Source organism: Corynebacterium pseudokroppenstedtii, assembly GCF_019754945.1.
Lineage (GTDB): Bacteria > Actinomycetota > Actinomycetes > Mycobacteriales > Mycobacteriaceae > Corynebacterium > Corynebacterium pseudokroppenstedtii.
Map to the genome: position 1 here is coordinate 286,431 of NZ_JAEUWU010000005.1, position 13,025 is coordinate 299,455.

Here is a 13,025-nt window from a genome sequence, read left to right on the forward strand (position 1 = left end):
GCTGTGAACAGAGAGATATACTGAGCTTGTCGCAGCATAGGGTATTCCCTGTGTAGCCATGTTTTCTGGACTTATTCCAGTGGTTTTTCGGTCCGATAAAAACGGACATGTACAGCAAGGATGTCGTTATGTCTTTGGTTAACTCAGTAAGTCGTGCTGGTTTAGCAGTGCTCGCCTCGGCGGCGTTGTGTGTCGGTGTTGGTGGGGTAGCTCACGCATCGGACGCGTCGACGGATATCCCGGCAGATAGTCCAGCAGCTTCCGAGTCACCGATAATTAACGACGCTGACCCCGACGCTGCAGCTACGACATCCGATGCTGCACCTTCGACGGAGTCTTCCACGGAGTACGGCCTTTTCGATGACATCGTCGCCCAAACTGGAATGGCTGGCCAGCACCGAATCCAAGGCGTTTACTTCCCCTCTCCGCCGGCACCTGCTGAGGCAGTAGAGCTCGCTAAGCAGGGAATTTCCCTCTACGGTCCGGGAACCCCGGTGTTTGTGGGCAACACAATTTGTACAGTCACTGCAGCCGGCCACGACTCTAACGGGCGAGCTATGGCTATTACGGCTGGGCACTGCGGACCGGTCGGAAGCCCGGTGACCTCGATGGACTCGCAGGACGTCGGAGTATCAGGCACCGTCGTCCGCACCAGCGAGAATCCCAAGTATTCCGTCATCGAGCTGAAAGACAATGCCCGAGTAACGTCGTCCTATGGACAAGTCACTGCCGACGGCATTGGTGGTGGCGGTGTCGCGCCGGGAGTCCAATTGTGCAAGAACGGTATTTCCACGGGCTGGACCTGCGGACAGGCGTGGGAGGCCCCCGCAGATTCGCACTATCTCACGCAAGTGTGCGCAACGCACGGCGACTCTGGTGCACCGGTTCTGCTAGGGAACCGGATTGTTGGACTTGTCGAAGGAAGCCCGGGACCGATTTCTTGCCGCTTCCCAGCGCAGGGCTCCCTCTTCACACCGACCGATGTCATCGACATGCAGGCCATCTTGAATTCGCTCAACGCGACGGCCGGCCCTGGAAACGGATTCCGCCTGGGGTAGTGGCGTCCGCTTGCTCTAGCGCGGTATGGCAGGCGTTCACGCCGTGGCCTACTGCGCTTTTGCTTACCACGAACCGCGATCAGCCGCGCCGGGTTAACCCTGATCCGTTAACCGACGACGGACAGTCTCGTGGAGAAGCCCGTTCGTGGCCAGGGCATCGCCACCATGCGGACCGCGCTCACCGGCAAGGGATGTAAATGTTCCGCCAGCTCCCTCAACGACGGGCACCAGCGCAGCTAAATCCCACAGTGATACTTCCGGCTCCGCGGCGATGTCGACGGCACCCTCCGCCACCAGGCAGTAGGAGTAAAAATCGCCGAATCCTCGCAAGCGCCAGGCGTCGTCGGTAAGAGATATGAATGCATCGCGCAAGCCGCGGTCTTTCCACCCTCCAAGCGATGACATGGAGATCGAGCTATCGCCCACATCGCTGACCGTGGACACCGATAGTTTCCGCAGTGCGCTACTCGACGCGGTGCCGTTACCAAGAGCCCAGGCAGCTTCACCTGTGATGCCAATCCATCTGCGGCCAAGCGCCGGGGCCGACACGACACCAACCTGCGGGTAGCCGTCCACCATCAACGAGATGAGCGTCGCCCACACGGGGACCCCGCGAACATAGTTCTTCGTCCCGTCGATGGGGTCAATCACCCACTGGCGGCCCGATAAGACCGGCTCGCCCCCGAACTCCTCTCCAAGGACCTCGTCATCAGGGCACTCCGTACTCAATAGCCCACGGAGGGCGCGCTCGGTATCCAAATCAGCGTCGGACACAGGGGTCATATCGGGTTTTGCGCTGACTTGCAGCTCGGAGGAGAGGAATCTCTTCATCGTGATCGCGTCGGCCGCATCTGCCAGCCGAAGAGCGCGATCAACATCATCGCCATACGCGCTGCTTGCCCACGGCAATGGGGTCGAAGTAGACGAAGAAGTAGACGAACTAGCCCTACCTGCACGAAGCACCTGCTCAATCGTGTCAACGACCCCCTCAGGACCAGCAATAGACCAGGTCACTCCCCGGGCATCAACGCGACGGGCCGTTCCCCCGACACCTTCGACCAGCGCTTTCCCCGGAAGCCAATCCCACGATTTCACCGAGTGCTGAATCCACGCGCCCAGTTCACCATGCGCCACCGACGCCAGATCGACCGATCCTGACCCCAACATCCGCACACTGGCGAACTCTTCGACGACGGCCATCCACGCTGACCTGATCTCGGGCTGCTTCATAAAAGTGGGGTGCAAATACGTGCCCAAGCACTCGTGATCTGCCGAGTGAGTTGTGGCTTCAAGCCGGGGCAGCGGTTTGTCGTCCAGAGTGGTGGGGATCGAGGGCCCGCCGATCCACGTATATCCCATCGCCGGGCGGTGGACGGCACCCAAAATCAGCCGGTCGGGATTCTTCGCAACGGCCTCCGGGCTTCCGTCGCTACCTTCCACTAGCGCAATCGCCGAACACCAGTAATCAGACCCGCGAGTGAAGTTGTAGGTCCCATCGACGGGATCAATCACCCACACGCGCCCGGACTTCGAGGGCCGTGACGCTCCTTCTTCACCGACGACACCATCGTCGGGACGCAATAGTTCCAGCACCTCAGCGACAAACTGTTCCGCCGTCCGATCGGCCTCGGTCACAACGTCGGACACCGACGTTTTGTACTTCGTGGCCAACCCGCCACGAGCTTGCTTCCCTTCACGCAAACGCCACGCTAAGCGCCCCGCGTTGTACACGATGTCGCGTGCGAGCCGTTGATCATCCACCCCCTCGCGTGCGATGGCGAAGGTTTTAGCCAGCGCGCTGACCATCTCCGTCATGGTGTGCGGTACCTGCTCCTCCGAAGATTCCATACTCTTATTGTGCACTACCCCTGGGACACACTGTTAGGATTACCCACGTGAATCCGGACGTTTCTCAAGATCTCGAAGACCTCAATTCCACCCTGACGACCATTGAAAAAGTGGTGGACGTCGATGACCTCAAGGATCAGGTACGCGAACTTGAAGCACAGGCGTCCGATCCCTCCTTGTGGGATGACCCCGATCACGCCCAACAGGTGACGTCGAAACTCAGCCATGTGCAAGCGCAGATCAAGAAAGTTACGACGTTGCGCCAGCGTGTCGACGATATGCCCGTGATGTATGAGCTTGCCGACGATGCCACCGAGGCGGGGGATACCGACGCTGCCGACGAAGCGCGAGAGATGGCTGATAGCGAGCGCGAAACCTTGCGCCACGAGATCGAATCTCTCGAGGTTCAGACGATGTTGTCGGGTGAGTACGACGAGCGTGAGGCCGTCGTTAATATTCGGTCAGCTGCAGGCGGTGTGGATGCTGCGGACTGGGCGGAGATGTTGATGCGCATGTACACGCGGTGGGCGGAACAGCATGGGCACAAGATCGACGTGTTTGATATTTCGTATGCCGAAGAGGCTGGTATCAAGTCCGCTACGTTCATCGTGCATGGCGATTACATGTACGGTCAGCTCTCCGTTGAGCAGGGGACCCACCGCCTCGTTCGAATCAGCCCGTTCGACAACCAGGGGCGTCGGCAAACATCATTCGCCGAGGTCGAGGTGCTGCCCGTCGTGGAGAAAACTGACCATATTGATATTGATGAGAATGACGTCCGGGTTGATGTGTACCGATCCTCGGGTCCGGGTGGGCAGTCGGTGAACACGACCGATTCGGCCGTGCGGTTGACACATATTCCGACGGGGATTGTTGTGACGTGCCAAAACGAAAAATCCCAGATCCAGAACAAGGCGTCGGCGATGCGAGTCTTGGCTGCGAAACTCTTAGAGCGGAAGCGTGAAGAAGAGCAGGCGGAGATGAACGCGCTGAAGGGGGACGGCTCCAATTCATGGGGGAATCAGATGCGCTCGTATGTGTTGCATCCGTACCAGATGGTGAAGGATTTGCGCACGAATTATGAGGTCAATGATCCGTCGAAGGTGCTGGATGGGGACCTTGATGGCTTCCTGGAGGCGGGGATCCGGTGGCGGATGGCTCAACAGCGCGGCGACGGCGATAACTAGCTTTCCCACATGAATCACATTCACAACAGGGGTTACCAATTGTCCCAGTAGTGCGTTAGTCTGGCTGCGTGATTAAGTATGACGCGGTTACCAAGATGTACCGGACGTCCACCCGCCCGGCCCTGGATGCCGTCTCTGTGACCATTGACAAGGGCGAATTTGTCTTCCTGATTGGACCGTCGGGATCCGGCAAATCCACCTTCCTTCAGCTGATGTTGAAGGAACAGAATGTCAGTAGCGGGGACTTGTGGGTTGAGGATTTCCACGTCAATAAATTGCCCAGAAAGAAGGTGCCTCAGCTACGCCAAAAGGTGGGCTATGTGTTCCAGGACTTTCGGCTGCTGCCGAAGAAGAATGTCTACGACAATGTCGCGTTCGCCCTGGAAGTGATTGGGACGCGGCGCTCGGCCATTGATAAGCGAGTAAAGGAAGTGCTTGACCTCGTGGGGTTGGGGAGCAAGCGCAACCGCATGCCGAATGAGCTCTCCGGTGGTGAGCAACAGCGCGTCGCTATCGCCCGAGCTTCCGTCAACCGCCCCTTAGTTCTTCTTGCCGACGAGCCCACCGGCAACCTTGACCCAGACACCAGTGCCGACATCTTGACGCTGCTCAACCGCATTAACCAGATGGGGACGACGGTGATCATGTCGACACACGACGCCGGCGCTGTGAACGCCATGCGCCAGCGCGTGCTGGAGCTCCATTCCGGGAAGCTCGTTCGTGACGATGCCCGCGGCCTGTATGGCGTCGGAAAGTAGGGGAGGGCGCAATGAAGACTAGATTCGTTTTCCGTGAGGCATTTTCGGGCCTGACCCGTAACATGACGATGACTATCGCCATGATTATTACGACGGCGATCTCCTTGGCTTTGCTGGCCACCGGGTTCTTGGTGACCTCGGTGACGGCAAAGACCAAGGACATTTACCTGGATCGTGTCGAGGTCATGGTCCAGCTTGATGACAACATTTCGGCCAATGACAAGAACTGCTCCAGTACGGAATGTAAGGAAGTTCAGGACAAGCTGAAGTCCGACGATGGCGTGGAATCGGTGACATTCCGTAGCCGCGAGCAGTCTTATGAGCATTTCAAGGAGCTGTTCCAGGACTCTGACCCTCGTCTTGTCGCTGATACGAGTCCCGATGCTCTGCCGGCTGCCTTGCATGTTCGGCTGAAAGATCCGCTGAATACGAAGCCTCTTGACGGCGTGAAGGATATGCCGCAGGTCTCCGAGGTTGTTGATCAAGTCGATGACCTACGTGGTGCCACGAATAATCTCAATGCCATTAGAAATGCGACCTTCGTGGTGGCGTTTGTGCAGGCGATTGCTGCGGTCTTCTTGATCGTGAACATGGTTCAGATTGCGGCTTATTCCCGACGTCAAGAAACGACGATTATGCGGATGGTGGGCGCTACGAGGTGGTTCACCCAAGCCCCGTTCGTCCTGGAAGCGGTGTTGGCGTCGTTCGTCGGGTCGTTGGTGGCCATTGGTGGTCTTATCTTGGGCAAGGAATTTGTTCTCGATAAGACGCTCAAGAGCTTGTATGATTCCCGTTTGATTGCGCGACTGACTTTAGCCGATATTGGAATGGTGTCGCCCATCATCATTATTGTGGGCGTAGTGTTTGCGGCCATTACCGCGCAAGCAACATTGCGCTGGTACGTAAGGGATTAGCGCATTGTATCGATGATGGGAATGTAGTTGTGAGGAGTTCGACGTGGCGAAAAAAGCGACATTAGTTGACCACGGGGCGGCTAAGGGTAAAAAGAAGGCCCAGTCGAAGGCGTCGAAAAAGAACGCGAACAAGCGGTTGGTTGTTGCCACTAACCGACGGGCGCGCCACGATTACACCATCCTTGATACGTGGGAAGCCGGGATTCAGCTCGTCGGAACTGAGGTGAAGTCCCTCCGCGAGGGGAAAGCGTCGTTAATTGATTCCTTCGCGACGATTGACGACGGCGAAGTGTGGTTGCGGCACCTCCACATTCCGGAGTACTCGAAGGGGCACTGGACAAACCACTCGCCCCGGCGGACGCGAAAGTTGCTGCTCCACCGCAACGAGATTGATTCCATCATGGGCAAGGTGCGCGACGGCAATAACACGCTGATTCCGTTGAGCCTGTATTTTTCCGATGGGAAATTGAAAGTGGAATTAGCTCTGGGCCGCGGTAAACAGGACTATGACCGCCGTCAAGATATTAAGCGTCGGACTGAGGAGCGGGAAGCAACTCGTGCCCTCGGCAGGCGCGTGAAGGGTCTTACGGGATAGGGGCCGGTTTAGGGCTAGTAATTGCTGGCCAGATGTGATTGAGTATGAAAAATACTTAGCTGTACTGGCCTACTTGAGGGAGGAGCAATGATGGGGGACTCAGATCTGTTCGCTCCCGAAGTCTGGACTGCCCAGCATCCGACCCGTGGTGCCATCAAGTTAACCATCGCTACCCCTGAGTATTTGCGCACTATCGACGCGGGTTGGCCGGAGATCATCACCGACGACAAAGACGAGGATGGGAAAGAGAAGGACGCCCCAAAGAATAAGGAAGAAGAGAAGCGGCGGGATCAAGTAAAAGTTGCCCAATCGTTCGCGAAAACCGACCGCGAGTTTAAGACTTCGATGGCACGGCGAATTAAATGGCTTACGAAGCGGGGGAGACTAGGGCGCAAAGCAGGAAGCTTTCTTGAACGATGGGAAGCGTCGCCATCTAAGGGATTACTTCTCGAGATTGAAGACGAACCCTATGCCCGTTTAGAGAAGCTTTCGAAATATGTATTGCCCGCCGAGAAGCCCCTCAAGCCCGGTGAATACACCAATAGTCGCTCTCCCCGAGATAAACCGCGTGTTCAGGTTGATGTGAACCCGTTGGGGGAGATCATGTCAGCCTTCTACAAGGAGGACAAGGAGACGGTTTTAGCCCTCGAACCGCCTGAAGATTCCGGTCAGCACGCCGTTTTACCGAGATGCAAGAATCGCCCTGGAAGGGATTTCTCTATCCCATGATCGCGGGCACATCGAAAGCTGGATGGGCGATCTTTGTCTTCATCGTTCTACCGCTGCTCGGCCGAATAGTGGATTGGCTTCTCGGTTTATTGCCTGACTTCAATATTCCGTGGCCTTCCATATCGTTGCCGCATATTCCCTGGCCGTCGATATCGTTGCCACATATCCCGTGGCCCCATATTTCATGGCCTCACATTCCGTGGCCGCATTGGAACCTACCGTCAATCCCTCTGCCGGATTGGGTTGTTTTCCTCATTGACCATCCGAGGATGTGGGTTCCTATCGTTATCGGGCTCGTCGTGGGTGTGACGGCGTGGCGGAATCATAGGAAATCGGAGCGCGCGAAGAACACGAAACGCAACTTCGCAGCGGCTCAGCCTGACAACACGTCCCCTGTCAAGAAGTCCAAGGGGAGTGACATCGCCGTCGAAAATGATGAGCCGAGTTCCCAGCCCCTTGACTCATCCGAGAACCCGGAGTAACTTCTAATCTCCACGTTTGTTTCGCATGCGTACCCGCAAACGTGTGATGAGGGGCCGATTTTGGTTTCGACTCCGTTCTTCAAGCCAGGGGAAGCGTGCCGGTGCAGGCTAGAGACCACCGTTAAGCGTCGTAGCACATTGATAAGCGCCGAGAATACTCAGCGCGACTACGCTCTCGCTGCCTAATCTAGCGAAGCGTGTCTGTCAGCCCAGGTTCGTTCCCGGCCTGGATCCTGGCATCGTTGAGGGAACTTGCCACACCGTTGTGTTGTCGGGGCGTTGTGGGACTTCTTACTGACAACTGGGCCTGTCATCCAGACAAGTTCGCCTGATCTGGAAGGTCGAGCAGAGGCTCCGCGCGAACTGCGCACGGAGAAGCCCTGGCGCGATGACGGAGGACCCGAGTTCGATTCTCGGCGGCTCCACCAATACTGTTTCCCCTGGTCACTATTGGCCAGGGGTTTTTTGGTATTTGCACAGTTCATGTGGGTTGTTGTTCACTACACCTATGTGGACTCAAGACCCCGCTAGACCCCTTCCATTGGCAACAGTATGGCAACAAAGGTAACTAGCCATGCCACGGAAGAGACAACCCCGGCGCGAAAGACGCAGTTTCGGCTCAGTCCGCCGATTAAAAAACGGACGTTTCTCAGCCCGCTACGTTGGTCCCAACAGTGTGCGCTACAGCGCGGGCAGAACATTCAACACCAAGCTTGACGCTGAGGGCTGGCTATTCCATGAGCGACAACTCATTGACAATGGCACCTGGATGCTGCCGAAACTACGCCGGGAACAGGCAGCCCTAGAGCGGGAACGCTCCAGCACCACTGTGGGGCAATGGTGCGAAAAGTGGCTCACGACACGCTTGCATGCCGGTGATATTCGTGAATCCACCTACAGGGCAGAGTGCACACGGATAGCCAGGATTACTGAGGTAACAGGTGAGGCCGGCCGGCTTAAGGATAGGCCTCTTTCAAAGCTGACCAAGGCCGATATTTACGAATGGGCAGACGCTGTTTCCTCCCAATATGACACCAATAAGACGAATGTGGCGGCCGCGAAACTGTTGCGTCGCGCGCTGGATAACGCTGTAGAGCGTGGTCTTATTGAGGACAACCCGGCCCCTAAGAATTTGATTAAAAGGCGGCCAGCGAGAAAGCGGGAGAATATTCCTGATTCTGAGATGGCGGCTGTGCTCTATGCGTTGCCGGAACGCTACAGGTTTCTTGGTGTGCTCACGCTGTTCATGGGGTTGCGGATTAGTGAAGCTCTTGGTGTGCGTCGTCGTGATGTGGTGGGGGATGAGTCATCGGGGTATGTGGTGCAGGTGCGGGGCCAGTTCAGGTTGTTTGAGATGGAGAATAAGACGTATTGGACCAGTGAGTTAAAGACGGAGAGTGCGCGCCGGGATGTTCCTGTATGGCCTGAGTTTTCTTCGTTGGTGGCTGAGCATATGCGGGTGTTCGCTCCCCGTGGCGGGGATAGGAATGTGAATGCGACTCCTAAGGGCACGCCGATTAGTGATCGTCGCTTCCGTGATGTGCTGCGTAGGGCTAGTGAGGTAGTCGGTGTGAAAACGAATGATGGTTATGTGTCGCCGCATGATGGTCGCCGGTGGGCGGTGACGGCGTTAGCTGAGGCAGGGTTGTTGCCGCCTGAGATTGGTCGGTTTATGGGAGATAAGGATTTGACGACGATTATGGAGATTTATATGCAGGTGCGGCCGGATCATATGGAAGAGGGGTTGGGGTTGGTTAATGGTCGGATTGGAGTGTCTTTGAGAGGTGAGGGAACGTGATATATCTCACACGTAACTAGCGATTAAAAATAAGTGTTTACCACTAGATATTGGGGTGCCGCTGTGTATTGATTCTGTCCGATGAGACTCTGAGTCGTCACTGTTTATTACGGCGGCTGAGGTTCCCCGTCCCCGCAGTCTTTTATAACCGTTTATATTTCTGCAGGTTTTGGGGGTAACTGTGGGGGGTAGCGTAAAGGTGTAATGGTGATTTTCGAAAACGTGTTCAACGGAGACAAGGAAAGTGGATAACCATATATAGTGGCCGGAAAATCTCTTGAACTCGAGATTGTGGACAAAATGTGGCCCATATATAGACAGGTGCGGTCCCGCTAATTTTCGAATGTGCTATACATTTACATAGGTTCAACCGGTAAGGCACAAAAGGTGCCTGAATGCCAAACCGGGGGTACTAGAGATAGAAAAAGCCCCCCACTGTTGTCAGTTGGCAAACTCATCAACAGTGGGAGGTCCACACACAAAACCCCATTAGGAGGTCTTGATATGCACGACAATAACACGACTACCGTGACAGCAGAGTTTGAATCACTCAAAGACGCGTCACAACGCGTAGCGCTCAGCGTCAAAACGCTACGCCGCGCAATCGCACGAGGTGACCTCACCCCCTACCACTACGGCCGCCGGACAATCCGCGTCCGTCCCGATGAGGTAAATAACCTGCTCAAGAAACAGCCCAACATCACACAGTACGGCGTCTAGGGCAGGTGGGACACAATGAACTACCCCACCGACTCCGAAATGTTCACCGTCGCGTGCCTAGTCAACACGCCGGCATGGTTGATCCCGGAACAGGCTAAGAAAGCCACACAGGACCTCTTCACCGACGACCGCGCGGCGATTGTTATCGGCGCACTCATTCACCTATCCCATGAGGAAAACCAGCCCGATGATGAACCAATCCGGTTCCAGGTGCTGGATAGGTATCTCAAAGAATCCGGCCTCTACAGCAAGATGGGAACCCCACTGGCTGTGTGGGTACGGGAACTAGTCACCGTCCGCTACGCACACAGTTGCCAGTTCGATTCGGCGGTCTACGACCTGATTAGTGACGCACTACACCGGGAAATAAACAACGCTATTGGTGAACTGCGTGAGGCTGACCTACTCAAGCCCGATGGGGAATACGTCCAGTGGTATGACGCACACGGACAGAGGATCAAGGAACTAGACCGACGGCGTAACAGCATGTTTACCCGACCCACGCTGCACGCCGCCTAATGCAAAGAAAATGAGGGGCTAGCTGACTTGACCCCGGCTAGGCCCCTCAATGTACAGAAAGGGGGAAACACCCTCTATGTCTCAAGAAAAGAATAACACGCCCCACCTGGTGCGCAATGAAAGCGTAGCAGATGGTGCGACACCGACCGGCAAGCCCGGCGCGGGGTTCCCCGATTTCTATGCCCTCCGTGAACAGCCAGACGGAACACCTGATATGACGCTGACGGTAGACGAATACGACCGCCTCGAACGTGACCTGTTCGACGTGAACAATGCCACCCTGCAGATGGTTTACCGTTTTGCCCGCTTCCACCAAGTTGCCCCGCTGACGGCCCTTGTGCTGTTGATCCAGAACGTGTGTACGGCCCTACCAGCGGGTACGACTTTCGACATTGGGTTAGGCCGGTCACCGTTGAACTTGTATGTCGCTGTTCTAGGGCGGCCGGGGACAGGGAAAGGGCGGGCCTCAAAGGTGACGACCGACCAGCCACCTATCCAGGTTGCCGGCAGAGCAACCTATGTGGAAACGGCGTCGTGCGGTTCTGGTGAGGGCCTGTTGACGCAGCTGAACGCTAATAAGGATGAACCACCAGCACCCACACTGTTTGTGGAAAATGAGGTCACTAAGCTCACGAAAGTTATGAACAGGGATGGTTCCACGTTGAGGCCGTGTGTGCTGTCTATGTTCAGTGGTGAGGATATGGGGGTGACGAATAAGTCTGAGCGTCTGCGTGTGAAAGGGGGCAGCTATTCGGCCTCTTTGCTTATCTCGTGCCAGTACGACACTGCAGGGCCGTTGGTCAGTGGTGTGGATGATGGATTGTCGGAGCGTTTCTTGTGGGTGGAAACGATTGACCCGTTCTCACCTGTGGGGAGTAGGCGTGGTGATGGACCCCACCTGTTAAAGACTGTTACGTTCACGCACTCGGATTGTCCGCTTCATTTCACGTTCCCTGATGGTATCCGGGAGTCGGTGCGTCGTGCGCATGACATGTCAAGGAAAATGGGGCGTTTCACTGGCACCGGTGGTGCGCATGATACGGAGATTCAGGCCCGTGTTGCCTCTGGTTTCGCTGCTCTGCGTTCCACGACCTGTGTTGACCATGATGATTGGGAGCGGGCGGGGGTGATTCTGGCTTATTCGAATCGGGTGAAGCGGTTTATTCGTGCTCATGTTGAGGCTATGTCTGATGAGGCTGAGCAGGACAGGTTTACGAAACAGGTGGAGCGTCGGAAGAAAGCTATTATCACTGCTCTGGAAAAGAGTAATGGGCAGCGGTGGACGACTATGCGCAATGGGGTGAATATTAGGTGCCGGGATGCGTTCGATTCCGCTGTAGAAGCATTGAGGGATGAGGGGCGTATCAGAATAGGTAGCGATGGTTCAGGGCGGTGGGGTTCCCTGTGGCTTTTGAGCGGGAATTCCCTTTATGCTGTGTAGTACTTTCTATCCGACTGGGTACTATCGTACTATCGTACTAAACAGCAGGTCAGGGCATGTTTTGGTGGGTACTAAGAGGGTACTATTAGTACTTTTTGGTTTCGTACTATCCAGTGAAATAGTACTTTTAGTACCCTGATAGTACCCCGATAGTACGGCCAAAAACCACCTCTGAGCAGGCATTTAGTACGATAGTACCGTTAGTACGCCCCCTGAGAGAAAGTACCTAGAGAATAAACGCCTATTTGCCCCGCCTTTGCCCTATGTCTCACAGCCTGTGAAGTAGGGACGTTGGACGGGCCTTTTCCGTCCTATCGTCCCACAGGAACACTCATGGTAGGGATCTACTATTCGACGGGGTAGCTACTATCGCTACTATCCGACTAAGCCCCTGGTCAGACGGTGTTTTTACCACTTCACCGGCCCTACTATCGCATACTATTACCTACTATTTCTCGATGTGGGACAGGACAAAACCGTCCTATTAGGACGGTCATAGGACACCCCTAAAACGTGCTCTGACCTGCAGGTTAGGACGGTTAGGACGGTTAGGACGGGGGTAGAGAGAAAGACCCACCAAGGGGATCACGGAACCACAACCCCACCTACCGTGGGCACCATGACCACGGTTGCCCCGGCCCACACACAGGCCCCACCTACTGAGGTCATAATGACCCCAACTCCAACTGCAAAGGGGCGAATCCAAAAGGCAACCCCCTACACACCACCCCACGGGGGCCACCCCCTACCCCAACCACCACACACCCCGGGCGACACAGGCGCTAGAGGTGTGTACAGGTCTGCAGACTCACGAAAGCAAAGCCATGACGACCAGTGCTCACTAGTCTCTGAAGTGTCCCAGGTTTTGTTCCGTTTGAGTAGATGGGAAAATCTGGAATATGCCAAGAAAATTTGACCAGGATGCGAAGGATCGTGTGGTCCGTCTTGTAGAGGACCGCATCTTGGCGGAAAATAT

Annotated in this window: 12 protein-coding genes, 1 other RNA gene and 1 pseudogene; 12 read left to right on the forward strand and 2 right to left on the reverse strand. The window is 55.7% G+C overall.

Annotation, left to right across the window (positions count from 1 at the left end; translation table 11 throughout):
* Positions 1-128 precede the first annotated feature (128 nt).
* Positions 129-1,058 carry a chymotrypsin family serine protease gene (locus JMN36_RS10100; protein ID WP_204087344.1) on the forward strand — a complete coding sequence of 310 codons (930 nt, stop codon included), beginning with the start codon at positions 129-131 and terminating at the stop codon, positions 1,056-1,058.
* 93 nt (positions 1,059-1,151) lie between these two features.
* On the opposite strand, the gene hisN is transcribed toward JMN36_RS10100, so the two are convergent.
* Together hisN and JMN36_RS10110 are read right to left on the reverse strand one after the other, a co-directional pair.
* Positions 1,152-1,967, reverse strand: coding sequence for a histidinol-phosphatase (gene hisN / locus JMN36_RS10105; RefSeq protein ID WP_269091337.1), 816 nt, complete (start codon positions 1,965-1,967; stop codon positions 1,152-1,154).
* 108 nt (positions 1,968-2,075) lie between these two features.
* Positions 2,076-2,906 (reverse strand): annotated as a pseudogene (locus tag JMN36_RS10110) (inositol monophosphatase family protein); the annotation flags it as partial.
* Between the two features lie 47 nt (positions 2,907-2,953).
* Between JMN36_RS10110 and prfB the strand changes: the two are divergent.
* The 11 genes from prfB (at position 2,954) to JMN36_RS10165 (ending at position 12,049) form a co-directional block, all read left to right on the forward strand.
* Positions 2,954-4,093, forward strand: coding sequence for a peptide chain release factor 2 (gene prfB / locus JMN36_RS10115; RefSeq protein WP_221924365.1), 1,140 nt, complete (start codon positions 2,954-2,956; stop codon positions 4,091-4,093).
* Positions 4,094-4,161: 68 nt separating this feature from the next.
* A complete protein-coding gene (gene ftsE / locus JMN36_RS10120) occupies positions 4,162-4,851 on the forward strand; it encodes a cell division ATP-binding protein FtsE (RefSeq protein WP_046202620.1) in 690 nt (229 codons plus the stop codon).
* Positions 4,852-4,862: 11 nt separating this feature from the next.
* A complete protein-coding gene (gene ftsX / locus JMN36_RS10125) occupies positions 4,863-5,765 on the forward strand; it encodes a permease-like cell division protein FtsX (protein WP_204087342.1) in 903 nt (300 codons plus the stop codon).
* A gap of 43 nt (positions 5,766-5,808) precedes the next feature.
* Positions 5,809-6,360, forward strand: coding sequence for an SsrA-binding protein SmpB (gene smpB, locus JMN36_RS10130; protein WP_204087341.1), 552 nt, complete (start codon positions 5,809-5,811; stop codon positions 6,358-6,360).
* A gap of 87 nt (positions 6,361-6,447) precedes the next feature.
* Positions 6,448-7,089 carry a hypothetical protein gene (locus JMN36_RS10135; protein WP_221924366.1) on the forward strand — a complete coding sequence of 214 codons (642 nt, stop codon included), beginning with the start codon at positions 6,448-6,450 and terminating at the stop codon, positions 7,087-7,089.
* Positions 7,086-7,571 carry a hypothetical protein gene (locus JMN36_RS10140; protein ID WP_221924367.1) on the forward strand — a complete coding sequence of 162 codons (486 nt, stop codon included), beginning with the start codon at positions 7,086-7,088 and terminating at the stop codon, positions 7,569-7,571. The genes JMN36_RS10135 and JMN36_RS10140 overlap by 4 nt, the downstream gene beginning before the upstream one ends.
* 50 nt (positions 7,572-7,621) lie before the next feature.
* Positions 7,622-7,999, forward strand: a transfer-messenger RNA (tmRNA) gene (gene ssrA, locus JMN36_RS10145).
* A 146-nt stretch (positions 8,000-8,145) separates the two neighbouring features.
* Complete coding sequence (locus tag JMN36_RS11050; RefSeq protein ID WP_479684158.1) at positions 8,146-9,369, forward strand: tyrosine-type recombinase/integrase; 1,224 nt, start codon at positions 8,146-8,148, stop codon at positions 9,367-9,369.
* Positions 9,370-9,873: 504 nt separating this feature from the next.
* Complete coding sequence (locus JMN36_RS10155) at positions 9,874-10,089, forward strand: helix-turn-helix transcriptional regulator (protein ID WP_041628870.1); 216 nt, start codon at positions 9,874-9,876, stop codon at positions 10,087-10,089.
* Between the two features lie 15 nt (positions 10,090-10,104).
* On the forward strand, positions 10,105-10,608 hold the full coding sequence (locus tag JMN36_RS10160; protein ID WP_204087330.1) for a hypothetical protein: 504 nt from the start codon (positions 10,105-10,107) through the stop codon (positions 10,606-10,608).
* A gap of 76 nt (positions 10,609-10,684) precedes the next feature.
* Positions 10,685-12,049, forward strand: coding sequence for a hypothetical protein (locus JMN36_RS10165; protein ID WP_204087331.1), 1,365 nt, complete (start codon positions 10,685-10,687; stop codon positions 12,047-12,049).
* The last annotated feature ends 976 nt before the right edge of the window (positions 12,050-13,025 follow it).